Consider the following 20,266-nt stretch of genomic DNA (forward strand, 5'->3'; position numbering starts at 1 on the left):
GGCACCCGCACCGCCGTTCAGGGTGTCGGTGCCGTCCTGGCCAAACAGCGTGTCGGCGCCTGCGTTGCCGCTGAGATAGTCATTGCCATTTGTGGCAAATGCGAAATCATCTCCAGCCGTACCATTGAAATTAGCTGACACGCGTAATTTCATTTCATCCAATACCGCATCGACTACCGTGCCGGGTGCGTTACTCATCGCATTTCCCAACATTGTCCAGCCATCCCACCCAGCTCCCGACAGCCCGCTAAATCGATTGAAATCAATCAAATCCTTCAATCCATCCGCAGCACTGGTATCGATCCGTGTCTGCAATGTCTGCTGCACCGCACTGAAATCCAGCTCAATCCCATCCGCCGTCAGCACCAGGCCGATGCTCTCGATCAACGGCTTGAATCGCGTTTGCAACACCAGCGCGCCATAGACCGAATTCTCCAAGGCGGCATAGCTCTGATTCAGCAGGTTCATCTGTCCGCTGCTGATATTCAGGGTGACCGGGGCGGTGCCGGTGGGCACTGTCTGGAAGGTGCGGCCATTGAACCGCTCAAGAACGGTGAGCTTGTCCAGCCATGCCTGATACGCCGCGCTGCCGCTGGTGATCCCAGCAAAATTGACTGTCAGCGCATGCCCAGCGTAGGCGCCGGTGGCGGTGGTGGCCATGGTGCTGGTGTCGCTCCAGGCTTTGAGCAGAGAATCGAGTTGGGTGATCTGTGCGTCTCGGGTGGCGCCGGCTGCATAGCTGCTCAACGCCGTTACCAGCGAAGCAGACAGGCTGGCAGCCTCGCGCAGGTCGCGCACTTGTCCGCTGCCCTGCATGTCGGGCAAGGCAGCAGCCTGGGCGGTGATCGGTACGCTGTCGGTAAACTGGCTGATGAAGCTGTTCGAGGCAAGATTCACGTCACCCAGTTGGGCGGTGTCACCGAGGGTGCCAATGCTGCCGTCGGTTTTGGTGTAGGTGCCGAGGTCGGCAATGACGTTGCCGTTGCCCAGCAGGGTGCTGTTTTGTGTCTTGGTGACGTTGATGGAGGCGATGCCCAGCGCGGCCAGGGTCGAGAGTTCTCCTGCCTGGCTGACACCATCCTGATTAAGATCGCGCCAGATGCGCAAGTCGGCAAAGCGGGCATCTGCCGCATTCACCTTGCCATCAAGGTTGGTGTCTTCCTGCACCAGCGCAGCAAAGCCGTCGACTGCATTGCCGCCTGCGGCCAGGGAGGTGGAATCGCCGAAGAGTTCGCGTCCGCTGTCGATGGTGCCGTTATTGTTGCGGTCGAGGACGAGGAAGCCGTCGTCGGGGGCAACCCAGCCGGTAGCGGTTTTAACGCCGTCGCCGTTGTGGTCGAAGAGGATGGGGGCGGCGGTGTTGATGCCGACGGTTTCGATGCCGTCGCCGTCGAGGTCGAAGGTGAGGGGGTCGACTGGTTGGCGAAAGTTGGTGGCGGCGGTTAAATTACCGTCCACGGCTGCATCAATATCGCGATCACGGTGGCGTAGTTTGTTGTAAGCGTTGCCAAGGAGCCCTCCGCCCCAAGGTCCACCTGCTTCAGGGTCAAAAATATCATCCGGCGATATGTTTACCGAATCCCCTTTTATTTTGATACCCCCGATACTCATCTCAGGTGTGATTGTTGCAGAAGGGATTGGCGCAGCGTGAGGATCTGTTGGGTGAGGCACCATGGGACCAGACTTGATATTTATCCCCACCCCCAACCCGCCAGCCTTATTGCTATATCCGATGGTAATACCATTACCTGTGGTAGTAACCGTTCCATCGGGGGCTGTGGTCGTTGTGGTGCCCCCGGATACTTTCACCTTCCCATAAGTCTCTGAGCCATAAGAAGCGCTGGCGCTTCCACTGGTAATTTCCAAGCCGTCACTTGTTTGGCTGACAGAAACGTCATTACTGATTGGCCCGGTTTTGATTGAAAAACTGACGGTTCCATCTGGGCTTGCAGTAACTGAACTATTTTTGCCAACGTATGAATAAATGCTTCCCAAAGCCATCATTTTCTCCTTATCGCGAAATAAATACCGAGTGCATCGCATGCATCGGGGTCAGGCCTCAATACTGTTCGTCTAGTTAAAAATCGCTTACGGCACTAATGGATAAATGGCGGGATAAATAGGGTCAGTTCAGACACGATTAATCAATTGAGAGGGTAGTTTCAGAGCGTTACAATCAAATTGGCAACGGTGTAGCCACTCTCGCGGTCAGTTTGATTTAATCCTCGCCCGCCCTACCCATTGCTTGAATCATTCTTATCTGCCTTCTATTCCAGACTTTGTTCCCACCAAACGTCCACCCTCAACATCACATCGCCAGGGTGGGCTACTGCCTCCAGCAAGAGTCCAAGTAAAGACTCAGTTGAGTCTGCACTCTACCCAGCTATCCTCGCCCCCACATCGGGAAGATTACCTATATCGCAGCCAGTGATTGAATGGTGTCTACGGACGCAGGCCGGGGCAAAGCTTCCTCTACGTGCCTTGGTATCTGATACCCCACATCCACCTGCATCATGTTGGCAACATCCCCCTTGCTCATTTTGTCCCGGTCACCCATACGTCTGTTACATAGTTGGGCGGGGATATCGGTGGTTCGTATTTCGATTTGCCTGGCTAACAGCGCCTTTGCGACCGCATGCGTTCGGTTTGTTGCGTTGAGCTTGAGCATGATGTTGCTGACGTGATGGTTGACTGTCTTGACGCTTATCAGCAGATCGATAGCAATCTTCTTGTCGCCTTTACCCTGGGCAAGTTGCCGCAGAATCTGTATCTCGCGCGATGTCAGCCCGATGGTTTTCATTCCTGCATCCAGGCTTTTATCGATTTCATTGCCGGAACCAACTAAACGAGGCAACTTCGGCTTGTTATTCTTCTCCTTGCTCATAGGTAGTGCTCTCCGCACAACCGATAAAAGTTGCAGGGACAATGGACACGTTGAGCGGCCCGCGTGTTTTCCACGCGGTGATTGGTACGTATGCGATGCATGGACTCCCCCTGCTTTTATTAATCCCCAAGTGCTGCACTTAGGGATTTGCTGGACTCTGCAAGAACGTCTTTTGATTTGTCTATACAACTTTAGTTGTATACATCAATATCTTATTGATATTATTGATAAATAAGTTTATTTTTCCCGAAATCTATATCGAAATCGATGTCTGCTGTATGAAGCGTGCATTAATCCGTCCATGATCCATAAGCTTGCGGGCTTGTCTGTTGCGAGCATTCCCTATGGAAATGACGCCGCCCACTAGCTATTTGAATTACAGGTCCCGCAAGAATTCGCCCCCCATTACGGCTTCCGCCACACACGCATCAACGCGTCATCTGTTTGCCTACCCGGCAGCCGCGCTAGAATGCGGCTTTACTGATTCGCAATTCCCCCCATGACTGTCACCATCAAAACCGGCGCTGAAATCGAAAGCATGCGCGTTGCGGGCCGCCTTGGCGCGGAAGTGCTCGACTACATCACCCCCTTCGTCAAACCCGGCGTCACCACGGGCGAGCTTGACCGGCTGTGCCACGACTACATGGTGAACGTACAGGGCACGATCCCGGCGCCGCTGAATTACGCGCCGTCCGGCCATGTGCCTTACCCCAAATCCATCTGCACCTCGATCAACAATCAGGTCTGCCACGGCGTGCCGAGCGACAAGGTGCTGAAAAACGGCGACATCGTGAATCTGGACATTACGGTGATCAAGGACGGCTGGCACGGCGACACCAGCCGCATGTTCGTTGCGGGCGAGACGACGCCGCAGGCGCGGCGGTTGATCCAGATCACGTATGAGGCGATGTGGATCGGCATCCATCAGGTGAAACCCGGCGCGCGGCTGGGCGACATCGGCCACGCGATCCAGCGTTTTGCCGAAAAGAGCGGCTACAGCGTGGTGCGCGAGTTCTGCGGCCACGGCATCGGCCGGGGGTTCCACGAAGACCCGCAGGTACTGCACTACGGCAAGCCCGGCACGGGTCTGCTGCTGGAAACCGGCATGACGTTCACCATCGAGCCGATGATCAATGCGGGCAGGCGCGATATTCGCCAGATGCCGGACGGCTGGACGATCGTGACCAAGGATCGCAGCCTGTCGGCGCAGTGGGAACACACGGTGCTGGTCACCGACAGCGGGTTCGAGGTGATGACGCTATCGGCGGGCAGCCCGGCCGTCCCCGATCTCTCGCGTCTGGCGGTGTGAACCGTCCGCTGCTTGCCGGCCTGCGCGAACGGCTGAAATCCCGCCGCGCGGCGCTGGTTGCGGCGTATCTCAAAAAACCCGCGGTTTCGCTTTATCTGACGCGCCACGCCGGTCTGGTGGACGGCGTGCTGGCGGACATCTGCGCCGGGCTGGCGCTGCCCGGCAGCTTTTGTCTCGCCGCGGTGGGCGGCTACGGGCGCGGCGAGTTGTTCCCCGGCTCGGACGTCGATCTGTTGCTGCTGCTGCCACATGAGCCCGACGCCGCGCAACAGGCCACGCTGGAAAACTGGGTGCAGGCATGTTGGGACATCGGGCTGGAAATCGGCCACAGCGTGCGCACTGTCGAGGCCTGCGTGGCCGAGGCGGCCGCCGATATCACGGTGGAAACCAACCTGCTGGAAGCGCGCTTCCTGTGGGGCAGCCAGGCCCTGTTCGGCCAATTCGAAAGCGCTTTCCAGGCGCGCTTCGACGCCCAGCCGTTTTTCGACGGCAAGCTGGCCGAGCAGCGCGCACGCCACGCCCGCTTCGACGACAGCGCCTACAAGCTCGAACCCAACCTGAAAGACAGTCCGGGCGGGCTGCGCGATCTGCACACGATTCACTGGCTGGCGCAGGCGTGCGGCATCAGCGGCGGCTGGAATGGCCTGGCCTGTGCTGGACTGCTGACCCACGCCGAGGCCCGCCGCATTGCGCAAGCCGAACGCAGCGTGGCGGCGCTGCGCATCCATCTGCATATTCTGGCCGGGCGGCGCGACGACCGCCTGGCCTTCGACTACCAGACCGAACTTGCCGAACGGCTGGGGCTCGCCGCCACGGCGCACAAGCGCGCCGGCGAACGCCTGATGCAGACGTATTTCCGGGCAGCCAAGCTGATCCAGCGCGCCAACGACATCCTGATCCAGTCGCTGCGGGTGCGACTGTTTCCGGTGAACGCGCCGCCGCAGCCGATCGACGCCGATTTCCTGCTGCGCGCCAATCTGCTCGAAGCGCGCGATCCCGAACTGTTCGAGCGCAAGCCCGACGCCTTGCTGCGCATTTTCATCGTCTACGCGCAGCACCCGCTGGTCGACGGCTTCGAGCCCACGACCCTGCGTGCGCTGTGGCGCGGCAGCCTGCAGATCAATGCCGCCTTCCGCGCCGATCCTGCACATTGCGCGCTGTTCATGACGCTGCTGCGGCAGCCACTAGGCATTACCCGGGCGCTGCGCGCGATGCACCGGTTCGGCCTGCTGGCGCGCTATATCCCGGCGTTCGGCCGCATCGTCGGGCAGATGCAGCACGACCTGTTCCACATCTACACCGTGGATGAACACATCCTGATGGTGTTGCGCAACATGCGGCGCTTTACGGTGCCCGCACTGGCACACGAATTTCCGCTCGCCAGCCGGTTGATCCAGTCGTTCGACAAGCCGGAACTGCTTTATCTGGCCGCGCTGTTTCACGATATTGCCAAAGGCCGGGGCGGCGACCATTCCGAGCTCGGGCTGGTCGATGCGCGCCGGTTCTGCCGCCATCACGGGCTCGACAAGACCGACAGCGAACTGGTCGCCTGGATGGTGGGCATGCATCTGGTGATGTCGCGCACCTCGCAAAAAGAGGACACCAGCGATCCGGAGGTGATTGCCGCGTTTGCCGCACGCGTGGGCGACAGCCGCCGGCTGACCGCGCTCTACCTGCTGACCGTGGCCGACATCCGCGGCACCAGCCCCAAGGTCTGGAACGCCTGGAAAGGCAAGCTACTGGAAGATCTCTACCACGCCACGCTGGCCAGCCTGTCAGGCGGCACCCAGGCCATGGCCGGCATCGCCGCCAAGCAGGCCGAGGCACGCATCAGGCTCGCCCTCTACGGCCTGCCCAACAGTGCAGCCGATGCGCTGTGGCAACACCTCGACGAACGCTATTTCGTGCGTTACGAGGTCCGCGACATCGCCTGGCAGGCGCGCATGCTGTGGCGTCGCACCCATACCCCGGATGCGGTCGTGCAGGCGCGCCTGTCGCCGGTGGGGGAAGGCATCCAGGTGCTGGTCTACACGCCCGACCGCCCCGACCTGTTCGCCCGCATCTGCGGCTTTTTCGCGCGCATCCAGTACACCATCCTCGAAGCCAAGATCCACACCACGCAACATGGCTACGCACTGGATAGTTTTCAGGTGATGGATCTGGCCAACCGCGGCATCCATTACCGCGATTTCCTCAGCTACGTGGAACACGAACTTGCGCGCGACCTCGACCCCGCGCGCCCGATGCAGGCCGCGCCGCGCGGCCGCCTGTCGCGCCACCAGCGCCACCACCCCTACCCGGCCACGGTTCGCCTGGAAGCCGACGCGCAAGGCCGAGGCCATATGCTGAGCATCACCTGTGCCGACCGCGGCGGCTTGCTGTTTGCGGTAGCGGAGGTTTTGATGCGGCATGAGGTGAGCGTCTATGCCGCCAGGATCGACACGCTGGGCGAGCGCGTCGAAGATACGTTTCTGGTGCGGGGGGAGGTATTGCAGTCGCCTGCCAGCGTGCAGGCGCTGGAAGCGGAAATACTCGGCGTGTTGCAGTAATACCTTGCAGTAATGCGGGGTCAGGCGACCGCGGCGGAATTACGGTGCAGGACTGGCGTACTCATCCACATAGCGGCCACGCGTCGGCGCCTTGCGCGCCGGGGGGGCTTTCTTGCGCGTGCCTTCGGCCGGTTTTTTGACTTTCGGGTCCAGCCCGGTTTTCACGCGGGTACCGCTGCGCCCCGGTCGCACTCCGCCGCCCACGGTCGCATCGGCCAGACTGATTTCCCGCTTCATTTCATTCGATTGGGTCGCTTTCATGCTGCTACCCGCCATTCCTTGAGGCTCCCTGCCAGCGTGCGCGTCAGCGCGGCCAGGCTGCCTACCCCCTCGGTGCTGGGTTCGGCTTCGCAGGCGCTGATCTTGCCGTCGGCATAGACCGAGAGAATCAGGAGGTTGTGCTGCACTTCCAGCGGAACCGCCAGAGCGTTTTCTGCAAGCGCGGTTTGAATGCCATGCCAGACTTCGCGACTGGCCGCCAGAACATCGGCCAGCTGGCTGACACGGTTGGGGTCGTTCCATTGCTGCTGCACTTTGAGCAGCCGGATCGCGATGTTGTCCAGCTGCGCCACCTCGCTGATCATCCCTTCATATGGGTGAACACGATGCCGAGCTTGTCCGGTCGAATTTTGCGCGCTCATTATTGTCCTTGCTGCTTGCGCCGGGGCACCTTGCCCACGGTTACGCTTCAAGTTAGCGGCAATGCCCTACACAACTTTAGGCATGCTAAATGCGTGCCAGCACACACAAAACCGGGTCAATCGTCCTGCAGGTTCTGTCCGGGAAACAGGGTATCGGTGAAGCCGAAGTAGCGCAGATCGCGTATCCGCATGGGGTACAGCACGCCGTGCAGAGTCTGGAATAAACCCCATAGAAACAGGGCTTTAGTTCCATGATCGACCTTGATATGTCAACTACGTGCCAACAGGGGCGTAAATCATGGCTTCAATTCGCAAACTTCCATCCGGTAAGTGGAACGTAAGAATCATTCGTCGTGGATCACCTACGATCACTAAAACATTCATCAATAAAGCTGACGCCGATAAGTGGGGAAGAATCACTGAATCAGAATTAGATCGCGGTGTATGGGTAGATCGTAGCGAAGCGGAAGCTACAACCCTAGCCAGTGCCCTTGAACGATACCGGCGTGAAGTCACCCCCAAAAAGAAAGGGGCAATCAGGGAAGATAACCGGATTGCTAAATGGCTTCGATCTGACTTGGCGTGTCGTTCCATCGCTTCGCTCAAACCTTCTGACTTTGCTGCATATCGGGACAAGCGCCTTGAAGCGAAGGCAGCTGCAGCCACGGTACGTCTAGAACTGGGTGTCATATCTCACCTGTTCACCATTGCAATACAGGAATGGGGACTGTCTGTGGTCAATCCAATTCAATCAATACGCAAGCCCACTGTGAACAATGCCCGCACAAGGCGATTAGAAGGTGATGAGGAATCACGTCTTCTTACTGCATGTAGCGAATCAAGAACCCGCCACTTATATTCAATGGTTGTTCTGTCGCTTGAAACGGCTATGAGGCGGGGGGAAATTGTTTCGTTAACGTGGTCTGAGATTGACCTTTCCCGGTCGGTCATAAAGAAAGATGACAGCAAAAACGGTGACGGTCGAATTATTCCACTTACAGAAAAGGCTTTAGCTGTTCTACCCCCAAGGGGAATTGGAAGACTGTTCCGAACATTCCCCCGTAGTGCTTTTGAAGCTGCACTAAAGAAAGCAGGGATTGAGGATTTTCATTGGCACGACTTACGCCATGAAGCTGTAAGCCGTCTATTTGAGCGGGACATGAATGTAATGGAAGTCGCGGCGGTGTCAGGGCACAAGACCCTTCAACATTTAAAGCGGTACACACACCTGAAGCCTGAAGACCTTCTACGAAAAATGAATAGGCAGGCCTCATCGGTCTGACGACCTTCAGGAATGCTGTTTAGGCTCACTAGGAAGGCCGCTACGGGGTTTAACTCATGCGGCCCACACTACCCTAGCCGTCAATTATTGCAATTGTCTTTCTGCAATGAATCCTAACCCAAGTTCCCACATACAAAATATAGCAAGAATGGCTTGTTTAAAGGGATACAGCCTGATTGCCATTCTTATCAACAAACAAATTAAGACAACCGCATCGAAAAATAATAAAAATATTTGTTGACAAGTCTAATCAGACGTGCTATAATAATAGCTTGTGTAGAAAAGATTACGCCTTTTAGACATATCTTTTGGAATTATTACACATGAAATAGACGGAGTCAATAAAATAATGAACTTTGGTAACAACTTAAAAAATATGGTTGGGCTTCCCCTAACCGAAGAAGATCAAATTCCCTTTATTGCCATGAAGCGCAAGGCGGAGGAAATTGAAGCAGAGAAGCAAGCAGCACTAAAACAAAAACAAGATTTGGAGAAGAAACAATCATGAGCGAATACGAATACGACCCCCTCACCGGACAGCCGGTAGAACCATCCATCTTCACCACACCCGAAGTTGAAGAGCCACCTGCACCGAAGATTGATACCCGCGACAAGCTAGCCAAGAATGCAAGTGCGTTTCACCAGACAAAGGCAGTTAATAACGGGGAGCCTGACTGGGCAGGCATGTTGCTAAACGCAAAGGATATGGCGGAAAAGTTCCGTATCCGTAGTGCCCGGGAAGCTTATGTAGCCGAAGTTAAATATCAACGCATGAATGAAATTATGCAGGCAGAAAAAGCGCGGATTGCTGAGGTACTTCGTACCCCTATTCGCAACAAATCTTTCTATGCTGAGCTTCAGCGTAATGATGCACCAGCTTACTGGTCTGTTGAGGTGCAACGCCAGATGAAGACGGATAAAGCGCAACTTGGGCTAGCGTTTCATCTGAAAGGGAAATGATCGTGAGCGCCAACGATGAATATCTTATTCCGTTGGTGGCCTTGCTAGCCCGGTCGTTTGGGCAGCATGGGATAGCCACAATTCTTAACGAACGTGAGATTCCCAATCCATCAAATGGTAAACCGTGGAACCAGACAGCAATTTCTAGATACATGCAGCAAGCGGGGATTGTCCCCCGTTTTACTTTAAAAATTTCCCCCTATGAAAAACACCCCAACTGAGATTACCGAAGAAGAGAAATTACTAGCCAAAATTAAACACACCTTTCGATTAGATAGCAGCGCCATTGAACAGCTTCGGCTTGTTCTGCTGTCATTGAAGGCGAAGGACTTACCCATCCAAAAGCATAGCGGTACTACGCGGAGTCGATGGGTATGAGTTATCAAACGTCCCGCAATTGGGCTGACGCATACCTACCTCAGCAGAATCAAATAGCGTGTGGGCTGCTTTTGGAGAAGAACCTCATCAGCGTTGTGTTCACGCCGCCTACCTACGCTGAGGATGCAATATCCGGCGTCGATACGTATATCGATATTTCGCGTCTAAAGCTAGCCTATCGGGTAAGAAAGCAATCCGACCATGACTATTGGCGAAAAGGTTTCACCCTTCGTACATCAAAGAAAAACGGGCACTTATCTGAGTTGGAAAAGGTGATGGCCCAAAGTGCTGACTATGCCGACTACTTGTTGTACAGCGTAGCAGACGACGAACCGGGACAACTAATGTGCTCATGTCTTATAGATTTGAAAAGCTGTGGTGCTCAGTTGGTTGCATACCCTGAGATTCTGAATAAAGCACACTTTGGGAATGGATTTGTAGACTTGCCCTACGAACTGTTCCCGGATCATATTGTTATGGGGATACATTGAAAATGGATGATCGATACAGAGAGGCGCGGGATGCTGCGCTGTTTAAAGCAAAGCCTGTTGTTAGCACGGCTGTCCCTGAAGAAGAGATAGAACAGCTTCATGATGAGTGGTGGCCGGGTGAAGACGAAAGTTACCTAACCCCGGAAATGCTGGCAGCACATTGGAAAGAGCTACACCCAGGTACTGAAGAGGACGAAGAACTTTGAGTGACGACCTACGCGAAGCGATTCCGCTACAGGTTCACAGGAAAACGGATTACCCCCCAATGGCTGAGCAGTTGGCTGGATTGTTTGGGGAGGTAGTTGCACTGAGGGTGGGACGTAATCAACAACTCAGGAAAGCAGGACGGGTAAAGAAGCATCTAGATGTATTGGTTCTTGATTTGTGGGTGGCCGCGAATTACTACCCATCACCATGGCGGATGGTGAGCCGCAACGAAACCGATTACAGACAGGAAACCCGATATAGAAAGCTTTATCTTAAACATGCCCTTTTAATGGGTGTGCTGGATGACCTAGCGAAGCTTGGTTACATCGAAGAGAAGCGGGGGTTCTTCGATAAGCAGAAAGGCAGAGGATTTCAAACCCGAATCCGGGCAACCAAAAAGCTGTTAGAGCTTCTTACCGGATTTGATATTGCGAAGATTGAACGCGACCCGGAAGCCCCAGAAGAAGAAGTAATCATTCTTCGGGACAAAGACAAACGGCAAATAGACTACACAGATGACAGATTCACCGATGAAATGCGGAATGACCTGCATATCTATAACGCCTTCCTTCGACAATCTGACATAAACACGGAAGCGGTTGATCTACGGGGAGTGGCAGACCCGACAGCCATCACTGTTAAACGGATTTTCCAAGGTGACAGCATTAATGAAGGTGGCGGAAGGTTTTACGGTGGATTCTGGGAGAACATGCCGAAGCAGGACAGATTAAAGCTGCTGCTGCAAAAAGGGCCAGTTGTCGAACTGGATTACGTGGCGATTCATCCGACGATTGCTTACGCCTTCAAAGGCATTCCACTAACGGAAGACCCCTATCTTATTGATGGGTGTGAACGTAGCGACGTAAAGAGAGCATTTCTTGTCCTGTTCAACTGCAAAGACCGGGAACATGCCTTGAGAACAGTACGGTCTGAGTTTCACATCAAGGGAGCTGAGTTGTTGCTTTCCATGATTGAACAGAAGCACGAAGCCATTAAGGACAGCTTCTACAATCCGGGGTTCGGGATGACGCTACAGAATACAGATGCGTGGCTAGCTGAAAGAATCCTTAAGCGGATGACTGAAGCAGGCATAGCTTGTTTGCCTATCCACGATTCGTTTATCGTCAGTGAGAAATACGTGATGGAACTACGCGAAGCAATGGACGAAGCTTTCTACAATATCTTTCTGATACATCCTTCTATTAAGTAACAGGTATCTAGTCGGAAGGTCTTGGTGATCCTCCCTCCATTACTAACGGGTTATCTTTTAAAGGTACGGTAAGCAACTAGTCCAAGTCCGGCTAGGAACATGACGTAGGTTTCAGGTTCAGGGATAGCAGCTACATCACCATCCCTGACAGCCCAAGCGTATCGACTGTTTGGCTCAAATTTGTTATCCGCATACTGATAGCCATTGGTCATGTAGAAGTTCCATGCCTGACTTGCGTTGTATTCCGTTTCAGACCAGTAAAACTCAGTTTGGATATTCTGGAACAAATTGAAGTTGGCATTGTGCGTGGTCACAATTGACTGACCATCTACGCCACCCAGATCAAGGTAAAACAGGTGCCCTAGCTCACTTGCTGTGCAGCCGCCCCCGTACCCTTGACCCCCTGCTAATTGGCTTGCACACCCAGAATCAGGCTGTGTCGTTGTAGGTAGTCGCCACCCGCTCACGCCACCATAACTAAGGCTTGAAGCCCAAACCATAGCCTCATTCCATACCATAACGCCATTAGCGTCATACCCAGAAGTCTTGGCGTAGTTGGCATCCTGCAACCAAGTGATGTTCTGCTCATCGTCATAGATCAGACCACTACCCCGATCATGCAGGGCAGCATTAGCAGTTCCAGCAAGCATTAAAGCCCCAACGAACAGCACTGTTCTTGTAATCATTTCCCCACCCCTTTTCTTTTCGTTGTTTTTCGTTGCTAGGGTAGTGTACCCCCAGCGGTTTAAGTCGCTCAGAATCACTTCTGGTGAGTCCTAGTAGCATTGGTTCAGGAATTTCTGTAAGAAAAATTAGGGGTCGATTGCAATATATACAGCACAGGCCGGCACCCCCCTTGCCCCCCATACCTGCATTTTCCTGATAACCCTTTGTCTTCAAACACTTACAGAATAATTCCGTGTCAATTCTGTGCCAACTGTGCTATGGTTTTCTACATATAGGCATAGATAAGCTCTTCGGCTGTCTGTCTGTATGGGTTCGTCGGAACCTAGCTAAGTAGTTGATTAATATCAATCGTCCTGCAGGTTCTGTCCGGGAAACAGGGTATCGGTGAAGCCGAAGTAGCGCAGATCGCGTATCCGCATGGGGTACAGCACGCCGTGCAGATGATCGACCTCGTGCTGCACCACGCGCGCATGAAACGCGCTGACGCTGCGGTCGACGGGCTGTCCCGCGGCGTCGAATCCCTGATAGCGCAAGGCCGTGTGGCGCGGTACCAGGCCGCGCATGCCGGGAACCGACAGGCAGCCTTCCCAGCCGTCTTCCAGTTCGTCCGACAGCGGCGTGAGCAGCGGATTGATCAGCACGGTATACGGCACGCTTTCAGCGTCCGGGTAGCGGGGATTCGCCGCCACTTCAAATATCACCACCTGCAGCCCCACCCCGATTTGCGGTGCAGCCAGCCCCGCGCCGTTCAACGCGCGCATGGTGTCGTGCATGTCGACGATCAGCTGCGCGAGTTCGGGAGACGCAAAGTCCTCCACCGGCAAAGCCGGGGCCAGCAGGCGCGGATCGCCCATTTTCAGGACTTCGCGGATGGCCATGGGGTCTCCAGTTGCTGCAGGTCGGCGGCTTCCAGCCAGCACCAGCTGCCGGGTGCAAGCGTCGCGGGCAGGGAAAACGCGCCGATGGCGACGCGGTGCAGGCGTTCCACCCGGTTGCCGGTGGCGGCGATCATGCGTTTGACCTGATGGTATTTGCCTTCCGCCAGGGTCAGCTGCAGGGTGTGCGTATCCAGCGCCTCGCACGCCAGCGCCGCAATCGGCGCGGGTTCGTCGTTGAGCAGCACGCCATTGCGCAGGGCAGCCAGCGCGGCATCGGTCACCGGGTCGGCACAGGTGGCGCGATAGACCTTGGCGACGCCTTTCTTCGGCGAAGTCATGCGGTGTATGAACTGACCATCGTCGGACAGCAGCAGCAGGCCGGTGGTGTCCTGATCCAGCCGCCCCACGCATTGCACGTCGCGCTCGATCAGCGGCGACGGCAACAGGGAATACACGCTGGGATGATGCTTGGGTTTTTGCGAACATTCGTAGCCGGCCGGTTTGTGCAGCAGCACGTAAGCCTTTTCACGATACGGCCAGGTCACGCCGTCTATGGTCAGTTCCAGACCGGCCGGATCCACTTCGTGTTCGGGGTCGTCGCACACCACGCCGTTGATCGAGACAGCGCCCGAGCGCACCCGCAATACACAACCTTTGCGTGAACCAAACCCCTGCGATTGCAACGCGCGCGCCAGCCACATGATTCAGACCGCGCACGCAGATGCGGCGTCGTTGGTCACCACCTGCTCAAGCAGGTGCCGCACCTGCAGCATCGATTCGCCCAGCACCGCCTGGATTTCTTCCATCTGGATGCCGTCGGCCGACGAGCCACGCCCTGCCGCATAGTTGACCACCACACCCACTGCGGCATAGCAAAGATCGAGTTCGCGCGCGAGGTAGGCCTCCGGCATGCCGGTCATCCCCACCATGTCGGCGCCGTCGCGCTCCATGCGGTTGATTTCGGCGGCTGTTTCCAGACGCGGGCCCTGCACCGCGCCATACACACCGCCGTCGCGCAGCCGGATGCCGGCGTCGATCGCGGCCTGCAACAGGGCAGCGCGCATGGCGCCGCAATAGGGAAAAGTGAAATCGAGGTGAGTTACCGGCTTGTCGCCACCAACAAAATAAGTCGAGGCGCGGCCATGCGTGTAGTCGATGATCTGGTCCGGGATCACCAGCATGCCGGGGAGCAGTTCGGGATGAATCCCGCCTACCGTCGCCACCGACACCACGCGGTCCACCCCATGCTCCTTCAAAGCCCACAGATTGGCGCGGTAGTTCACCTCGTGCGGCGGGATCGTGTGACCGTAGCCGTGGCGTGCCAGAAAAATCACTTCCTGGTCGCAAATATGGCCGAAAGTCAGCGCGCCGGACGGCTCGCCGTAAGGCGTGCGGCCCACCTTGCGGTGAGTGATTTCCAGATTGGCGAGCTGCGTCAGCCCGGTTCCCCCGATGATTCCCAACATTTTATTTATCCTTTAAAGCGTAAATGGCGGGCAGATTGCGCCACATCCCGTAAGCGTCCATGCCGCAGCCGAACACGTAGCGGTTGGGCACTTCCAGTCCCACGAAATCGGCCCGGATCGGTTTGTCCAGGCCATTGATTTTATCGGTCAGCACCGCCGACCACACCCGGGCGGCGCCCATTTCCAGCAGCTTGTCGCGGATCGCCGCCAGCGTTTCGCCCTCGTCCAGAATATCGTCAAGCACCAGCACATGGCGGCCCGCCACGCTCTGTCCCGGCAACACCTTCCATTCGATCTCGCCGCCGTGGGTCTTGCCGCGATAGCGGGTGACATGCAGATAATCGAACTCCAGCGGAAAGTCCAGCTTCGGCAGCAACTGCCCGGCAAATACCACCGCGCCCCCCATCACCGGCAGCACCAGCGGAAACGCCTCACCCAGGGCCAGGGCGATTTCGCCCGCCAGACGATCCAGCGCAGCCTGCACATCCGATTCCGGCACGATGCATTCAGCACCCTCCAGCAGTTGTTGCGCTTCAAGCGGAGACATGACGGACTCGTAATTCGACGAAAGCCGGAAGTCTAAGCGAAGTTTCCGGGGCATGCGCGGGTCGGGTAAGCTTGAGCCATGCCTGCTCCTCCTTTCGCACCTGACCGTTTCGATGCCGCTGGCTGGCTGGTCGGCGCCCACCAGCTGCCTTCGCCCAACTGCGACGCCCGTCCTGACGGCACGGCCATCGAGCTTATCGTCATCCACAACATCTCGCTGCCGCCCGGCGTGTTCGACGGCGATGCGGTGATCGAGCTGTTCTTAAATCAGCTCGACTGGGACGCGCATCCGTATTACCAGGGCATCCGCGGTATCAAGGTGTCGGCGCATTTTTTCATCCGCCGCGACGGCAGCCTGATCCAGTTTGTGCCGTGTGGCCTGCGCGCCTGGCATGCCGGTGTATCGAGCTGGTGCGAGCGTGAACGCTGCAATGATTTTTCCATCGGCATTGAGCTGGAAGGCACGGATGATCAGCCCTTTACCGAAGCGCAGTACGCCAGCCTGATCCCGTTGCTGCAATCGATTAAAGAGGCTTATCCGATTCGGGCGGTGGTGGGGCATAGCGAGATTGCGCCGGGGCGCAAGACGGATCCGGGGGTGTGTTTTGAGTGGGAACGGGTGCGGGGATTGGACGCTTGAGACGTTTGGCCTGATTGTGGTGCTATTACTTGGCGACGGCTGGTTGGCCGGGGGTAGCCCGGCAGCTAGTCACTTTCTTTGTCAATGCGACAAAGAAAGTAACCAAAGAAAACGCACCCCGACATCCCCGAAACCCCGGAAACCGAGCCCGCCGGGCGGGCGGCAAAGAACTCGCCCCGCTTTTGCTGTTTTTAATTTGATTTTTTGTGAGCGGGGCTCAAACACCTTTGCCGCTGAGCCACCCAACAGGCTCAATTTCCGGCGGGGCTGAGAGGGGAGGCAGGTCAAAACCAAGGCGGTGGTAACGAGACGTTTGTGGTTACTATTTAAACTTCACTCATCCGGCACTGCGGCTATACGCCCTACGCAGGCTAAGCTGCTTGTCCGCCGGCAGCGAGACCGTCGTCTTGAGCACCTGGTTGGGCCGATACTGACTCAAGCTCACTCTTGCTGTCGGGACCATAGATGTCTAGAGACAGCTCAATACCGCGTTCTCCGAGGGCACGCATTGTTGCTGTTGAAATGGAAACGCCTTCATTAGAGCCCTCCATAAACCACCCGCAGAACAAATCTACTTGGAAGCGCTGCGCCAGCGCGGACCATATTCTTAGATCGCTTGTGAGTTTTGTGAGCAACTCTGAAACTTGGCCATCCAAGTTTTCTGGCTCAGTGTCACTTGCATGCAGGAGCCAGCCACCAGCTTTTTTGACGAAATCACGTCCGGACATACTTACTTCGACATGGCCTTTTAACCATGCTTTCGTTGGTGCGCACCCAAGCAACTTGGAAATTTTTCAGGCTGGAGGTCATCGCCAAAGAGACGCAGTGAAGCTCGGGAGCGTGAGAGCTGAGCCATTTTCGTTAGATCCAACGTTAATCCAGCGGCAAAATTACCATGTAACCAGTTCGCCTAATGAGCCGATATGATGCCCAAATAATAACCACAAACGCCCAGTCATCACCGCCCTGGTTTTGACCTTCCCCCTCTCAGCCCCGCCGAAAATTGAGCCTGTCGGGTGGATCAGCGGCAAAGGTGTCTGAAGCCCCGCTCACAAAATCAATCAATATTACAAAAGCGGGGCGAGTTCTTTGACGCCCACCCGGCAGGCTCAATTTCCGGGGTTTCGGGGATGAGCGGGGTCGCCTTTTCTTTGGTTACTTTCTTTTGGCGAAACCAAAAGAAAGTGACTAGCCGCCGGGCTACCCCCGGCCAACGACCCCCAGCCCAACGAAACACCCCCCACCCACGTTAAAATCCCTCCTCCAAACATCAGGATTCCCCCCATGCGTCTAGGCACCCCGCTCTCGCCCTCCGCCACCCGCGTCATGCTGCTGGGCGCAGGTGAACTCGGCAAGGAAGTCATCATCGCCCTGCAGCGGCTAGGGGTTGAGGTCATTGCAGTGGACCGTTACGCGAATGCGCCCGGCCATCAGGTCGCGCACCGCGCACACGTGATCGACATGAGCGACGGCAAAGCTTTGCGCGCACTGATCGAAGCAGAAAAACCGCATCTGGTGGTCCCAGAAATCGAGGCCATCGCCACCGAAACCCTGTTGGAAATCGAAGCAGCGGGTCTGGCAGAAATCATCCCTACTGCGCGTGCAACCAATCTGACGATGAACCGCGAAGGCATCCGCCGGCTGGCCGCCGAGACGCTGGGGCTGCCGACCTCGCCCTATGTGTTTGCCGATAGTCTGGCCGACATGCGCGCAGCGGCAGAAAAGTTGGGCTATCCGGTGATTATCAAGCCGGTCATGTCGTCCTCCGGCAAGGGGCAGTCGCGGGTGGACGCGACCGGCCAACTGCAAGCTGCGTGGGACTATGCGGCCAGCGGCGGGCGGGTGGACAAGGGCCGCGTCATCGTCGAAGGCGTGATCGACTTCGACTACGAAATCACGCTGCTGACGGTGCGGGCGCGCAATCGCGAGGGGCAGACTGAAACGTATTTCTGTGCGCCCATCGGCCATGTGCAGGTGAAGGGCGACTACGTCGAATCGTGGCAGCCGCAGCCGATGTCGCCTGCTGCCCTCAAGCGCGCGCAGGACATCGCCGCCGCCGTCACCGGCAATCTCGGCGGGCGCGGCCTGTTCGGCGTGGAACTGTTCGTCAAAGGCGACGTCGTATGGTTTTCCGAAGTCAGCCCGCGTCCGCACGACACCGGCATGGTGACCATGACCACCCAGCGCCAGAACGAATTCGAGCTGCACGCGCGGGCCATACTCGGCCTGCCGGTCGATGTGAGCTTGCGCGAAGCGGGCGCTTCTGCGGTGATTTACGGTGGCCTGGACGCGGCCGGCATTGCCTTTGACGGCGTGGCCGAGGCGCTCGCTGCACCGGGTATCGACATCCGGCTGTTTGGCAAGCCCGAAAGCTTCACCCGCCGCCGCATGGGGGTGGCGCTCGCCACCGCAGCCACGACCGATGGCGCGCGCGAACGCGCCAAGGCCGCAGCCGCCTGTGTCAAACCGGTGAAACCCTGAGTTTTCCAAATGAACATGCAAACCCATTACGAACGCATCGGTGGCAGCGCGGTCATTCGCCGGCTGGTCGATCGCTTTTACGACCTGATGGACGAAGACCCGGACTACTACGGCATCCGCAAGCTGCATCCGCAAGACCTCGGCGAATCGCGCAACAAACTGGCGTGGTTCCTCAACGGCTGGATGGGCGGACCGCCGGATTATGTCGACCGCTTCGGCCATCCATTCCTGCGCCGTCGGCATCTGCCATTTGCGGTTGGCGTGAGCGAGCGCGACCAGTGGATGGGCTGCATGCTGCGCGCCATGCAGGATGTGGATCTGGACGCAGCCATGCAACAGGAACTGGCTGATGCATTTTTCCAAACCGCCGATTTCATGCGCAACCAGCCCGAATGAGACGCCTGTTCGCCTGGAGCGTGCTGTTTGCCGTATTGGCCGCATTGACCGTGCTGCCCTGGCTGATGCTGGACAACGCACCGGCGATCGAGCCACCGGCCGAGTTTCAGCGCACGGATCTGGCAGGAATCAAATCCCTGTTCCAGAAACACGACCCGCGCCGGCAAACGCCCGACATGCTGCACAGCATCCGGCTCGACGAGGCCGAACTCAATCGCGTGCTCAATTACGCGATGAAACTGCCCCGCGTCAGCGGCATTGCCGCCGAGCTCACGCCCGGCCAGGCTACGCTCACAGCCACCCTGACCGTGCCAGATAATCCGTTTGGCCGATACCTGAACATCACGGCCGAAGTGGCAGAAGCGCCCGGCGGCATCCAGATCCAGAGCCTGCAACTGGGCAGCCTGCCCTTGCCGGGCGCACTGGCCGACTGGGTTGCCCGCCAGTTTCACCGCCAGTTGTTGCGGGATTCCACCTATGCCGCGATGGCCGACGCGTTTTCCCGGGTGGACTTTGCCGAAAATCAGGCCACGCTGGATTACCGCTGGCATCCCGAATTGCTGACCCGACTCGAGCGCAAGAGCGTCGAGCTCCTGATCCCCGCGGAAGACCAGGCGCGCATGCTGGTCTATGCCGAGCAGTTGAACGTGCTGCTGAAACCCTACCCGCACGGCAGCAAGATTCCGCTGGCGCAGATCGTCTCGCCGCTGTTCGCGCATGCCCTGCAAGCCGGCGGCGACCCGCGCATCGAAAACCGTGCGGCCTTGACCGCGCTGGCAGCCTATCTGGGCGGCGTCAGCCTGCCCAGGCTGCTAGCCGGCGATAGCCGCTCGATCTACCGTGCGCCGCCGGTGCTGTTGTCGCTCTACGGGCGGCGCGACCTGGCCGAGCATTTCACCCTGTCTGCCGCGCTCAGCATCAACGGCGGCAGCCAACTGGCCAAAGCCATCGGCTTGATGAAGGAGGAAGAGGATGCGGGCAAAGGTTCCGGCTTCAGCTTCACCGATCTGGCTGCCGACCTCGCCGGGGTGCGCCTGGGCGAGCGCGCCACCGGCGACACGGCAGCACGCGTCCGCCAGCAACTCGCCGCCGCCCGCACCGATGCCGATCTTTTGCCGGATATACGCGACCTGCCTGAATTCATGCCGCAAGCAGAATTCGACCGCCGCTTCGGCCCGGTCGGCAGCGCGCGCTATCAAGCCGTCATCGCCAGCATCGACGCCCGGCTCGACGCGCATCCACTGACACAATAAGAAGTCAG

At 57.2% G+C, this 20,266-nt stretch carries 22 protein-coding genes and 2 pseudogenes; 13 read left to right on the forward strand and 11 right to left on the reverse strand.

Annotated elements, in window-relative coordinates; translation table 11 throughout:
• Together IV098_RS10925 and IV098_RS10930 are read right to left on the reverse strand one after the other, a co-directional pair.
• Positions 1-2,001 (reverse strand): annotated as a pseudogene (locus IV098_RS10925) (hypothetical protein); the annotation flags it as partial.
• 412 nt (positions 2,002-2,413) lie between these two features.
• Positions 2,414-2,884: a helix-turn-helix transcriptional regulator gene (locus IV098_RS10930; protein ID WP_296889017.1), complete on the reverse strand. Its 471-nt coding sequence runs from the start codon at positions 2,882-2,884 to the stop codon at positions 2,414-2,416.
• A gap of 499 nt (positions 2,885-3,383) precedes the next feature.
• Here IV098_RS10930 and map point away from each other — a divergent pair, with 499 nt between their 5' ends.
• On the forward strand, positions 3,384-4,193 hold the full coding sequence (map, locus tag IV098_RS10935; protein WP_296889019.1) for a type I methionyl aminopeptidase: 810 nt from the start codon (positions 3,384-3,386) through the stop codon (positions 4,191-4,193).
• Positions 4,190-6,742, forward strand: a complete 2,553-nt coding sequence (locus IV098_RS10940) for a [protein-PII] uridylyltransferase (RefSeq protein ID WP_296889021.1) — start codon at positions 4,190-4,192, stop codon at positions 6,740-6,742. The genes map and IV098_RS10940 overlap by 4 nt, the downstream gene beginning before the upstream one ends.
• A gap of 39 nt (positions 6,743-6,781) precedes the next feature.
• Here IV098_RS10940 and IV098_RS10945 read toward each other — a convergent pair whose 3' ends face one another.
• The 3 genes and pseudogenes from IV098_RS10945 to IV098_RS10955 form a co-directional block, all read right to left on the reverse strand.
• Complete coding sequence (locus tag IV098_RS10945; RefSeq protein WP_296889023.1) at positions 6,782-7,003, reverse strand: hypothetical protein; 222 nt, start codon at positions 7,001-7,003, stop codon at positions 6,782-6,784.
• Positions 7,000-7,383, reverse strand: a complete 384-nt coding sequence (locus IV098_RS10950) for a flagellar biosynthesis regulator FlaF (protein WP_296889025.1) — start codon at positions 7,381-7,383, stop codon at positions 7,000-7,002. The genes IV098_RS10945 and IV098_RS10950 overlap by 4 nt, the downstream gene beginning before the upstream one ends.
• Positions 7,384-7,499: 116 nt before the next feature.
• Positions 7,500-7,595 (reverse strand): annotated as a pseudogene (locus IV098_RS10955) (peptide deformylase); the annotation flags it as partial.
• Positions 7,596-7,681: 86 nt separating this feature from the next.
• Between IV098_RS10955 and IV098_RS10960 the strand changes: the two are divergent.
• From IV098_RS10960 to IV098_RS10990, 7 genes are all read left to right on the forward strand, one after another.
• On the forward strand, positions 7,682-8,665 hold the full coding sequence (locus tag IV098_RS10960; protein WP_296889027.1) for a site-specific integrase: 984 nt from the start codon (positions 7,682-7,684) through the stop codon (positions 8,663-8,665).
• A gap of 349 nt (positions 8,666-9,014) precedes the next feature.
• On the forward strand, positions 9,015-9,173 hold the full coding sequence (locus IV098_RS10965; RefSeq protein ID WP_296889029.1) for a hypothetical protein: 159 nt from the start codon (positions 9,015-9,017) through the stop codon (positions 9,171-9,173).
• A complete protein-coding gene (locus IV098_RS10970; RefSeq protein WP_296889031.1) occupies positions 9,170-9,625 on the forward strand; it encodes a hypothetical protein in 456 nt (151 codons plus the stop codon). The genes IV098_RS10965 and IV098_RS10970 overlap by 4 nt, the downstream gene beginning before the upstream one ends.
• A gap of 2 nt (positions 9,626-9,627) precedes the next feature.
• Positions 9,628-9,846: a hypothetical protein gene (locus IV098_RS10975; RefSeq protein ID WP_296889033.1), complete on the forward strand. Its 219-nt coding sequence runs from the start codon at positions 9,628-9,630 to the stop codon at positions 9,844-9,846.
• Positions 9,847-9,999: 153 nt separating this feature from the next.
• A complete protein-coding gene (locus IV098_RS10980; RefSeq protein WP_296889035.1) occupies positions 10,000-10,494 on the forward strand; it encodes a hypothetical protein in 495 nt (164 codons plus the stop codon).
• A gap of 2 nt (positions 10,495-10,496) precedes the next feature.
• A complete protein-coding gene (locus tag IV098_RS10985; RefSeq protein ID WP_296889037.1) occupies positions 10,497-10,700 on the forward strand; it encodes a hypothetical protein in 204 nt (67 codons plus the stop codon).
• Positions 10,701-10,759: 59 nt separating this feature from the next.
• The gene (locus tag IV098_RS10990) at positions 10,760-11,911 is read left to right on the forward strand and encodes a hypothetical protein (RefSeq protein ID WP_296889039.1); all 1,152 of its coding nucleotides are present in this window, start codon (positions 10,760-10,762) and stop codon (positions 11,909-11,911) included.
• Positions 11,912-11,961: 50 nt separating this feature from the next.
• Here the strand turns inward: IV098_RS10990 and IV098_RS10995 are convergent, their stop codons facing one another.
• The 5 genes from IV098_RS10995 to IV098_RS11015 form a co-directional block, all read right to left on the reverse strand.
• Positions 11,962-12,675 (reverse strand): DUF1566 domain-containing protein, encoded by a 714-nt coding sequence (locus tag IV098_RS10995; protein ID WP_296889042.1) that lies wholly within the window; start codon positions 12,673-12,675, stop codon positions 11,962-11,964.
• 267 nt (positions 12,676-12,942) lie between these two features.
• A complete protein-coding gene (gene def / locus IV098_RS11000; protein ID WP_296889044.1) occupies positions 12,943-13,476 on the reverse strand; it encodes a peptide deformylase in 534 nt (177 codons plus the stop codon).
• Positions 13,455-14,177: a pseudouridine synthase gene (locus IV098_RS11005; RefSeq protein ID WP_296889047.1), complete on the reverse strand. Its 723-nt coding sequence runs from the start codon at positions 14,175-14,177 to the stop codon at positions 13,455-13,457. Before IV098_RS11005 ends, def begins: the two co-directional genes overlap by 22 nt.
• A gap of 3 nt (positions 14,178-14,180) precedes the next feature.
• On the reverse strand, positions 14,181-14,942 hold the full coding sequence (locus tag IV098_RS11010) for an S-methyl-5'-thioinosine phosphorylase (RefSeq protein WP_296889049.1): 762 nt from the start codon (positions 14,940-14,942) through the stop codon (positions 14,181-14,183).
• A 1-nt stretch (position 14,943) separates the two neighbouring features.
• Positions 14,944-15,489, reverse strand: coding sequence for a hypoxanthine-guanine phosphoribosyltransferase (locus IV098_RS11015; RefSeq protein ID WP_296889051.1), 546 nt, complete (start codon positions 15,487-15,489; stop codon positions 14,944-14,946).
• A 78-nt stretch (positions 15,490-15,567) separates the two neighbouring features.
• On the opposite strand from IV098_RS11015, the gene ampD reads away from it, so the two are divergent.
• Entirely contained in the window at positions 15,568-16,128 is a 561-nt protein-coding gene (gene ampD / locus IV098_RS11020; protein ID WP_296889053.1) for a 1,6-anhydro-N-acetylmuramyl-L-alanine amidase AmpD, read from the forward strand.
• A gap of 371 nt (positions 16,129-16,499) precedes the next feature.
• Here ampD and IV098_RS11025 read toward each other — a convergent pair whose 3' ends face one another.
• A complete protein-coding gene (locus IV098_RS11025; RefSeq protein WP_296889055.1) occupies positions 16,500-16,910 on the reverse strand; it encodes a DUF4279 domain-containing protein in 411 nt (136 codons plus the stop codon).
• Between the two features lie 502 nt (positions 16,911-17,412).
• On the opposite strand from IV098_RS11025, the gene purT reads away from it, so the two are divergent.
• From purT to IV098_RS11040, 3 genes are read left to right on the forward strand one after another with little or no spacing between them, the layout of a single operon-like run.
• Positions 17,413-18,609, forward strand: coding sequence for a formate-dependent phosphoribosylglycinamide formyltransferase (gene purT, locus IV098_RS11030; RefSeq protein ID WP_296889058.1), 1,197 nt, complete (start codon positions 17,413-17,415; stop codon positions 18,607-18,609).
• Positions 18,610-18,624: 15 nt separating this feature from the next.
• On the forward strand, positions 18,625-19,005 hold the full coding sequence (locus IV098_RS11035) for a group II truncated hemoglobin (protein ID WP_296889332.1): 381 nt from the start codon (positions 18,625-18,627) through the stop codon (positions 19,003-19,005).
• Positions 19,002-20,258, forward strand: a complete 1,257-nt coding sequence (locus IV098_RS11040; protein WP_296889060.1) for a hypothetical protein — start codon at positions 19,002-19,004, stop codon at positions 20,256-20,258. Before IV098_RS11035 ends, IV098_RS11040 begins: the two co-directional genes overlap by 4 nt.
• The last annotated feature ends 8 nt before the right edge of the window (positions 20,259-20,266 follow it).

The sequence above is a fragment of the Thiobacillus sp. genome, assembly GCF_018780105.1.
GTDB lineage: Bacteria > Pseudomonadota > Gammaproteobacteria > Burkholderiales > Thiobacillaceae > Thiobacillus.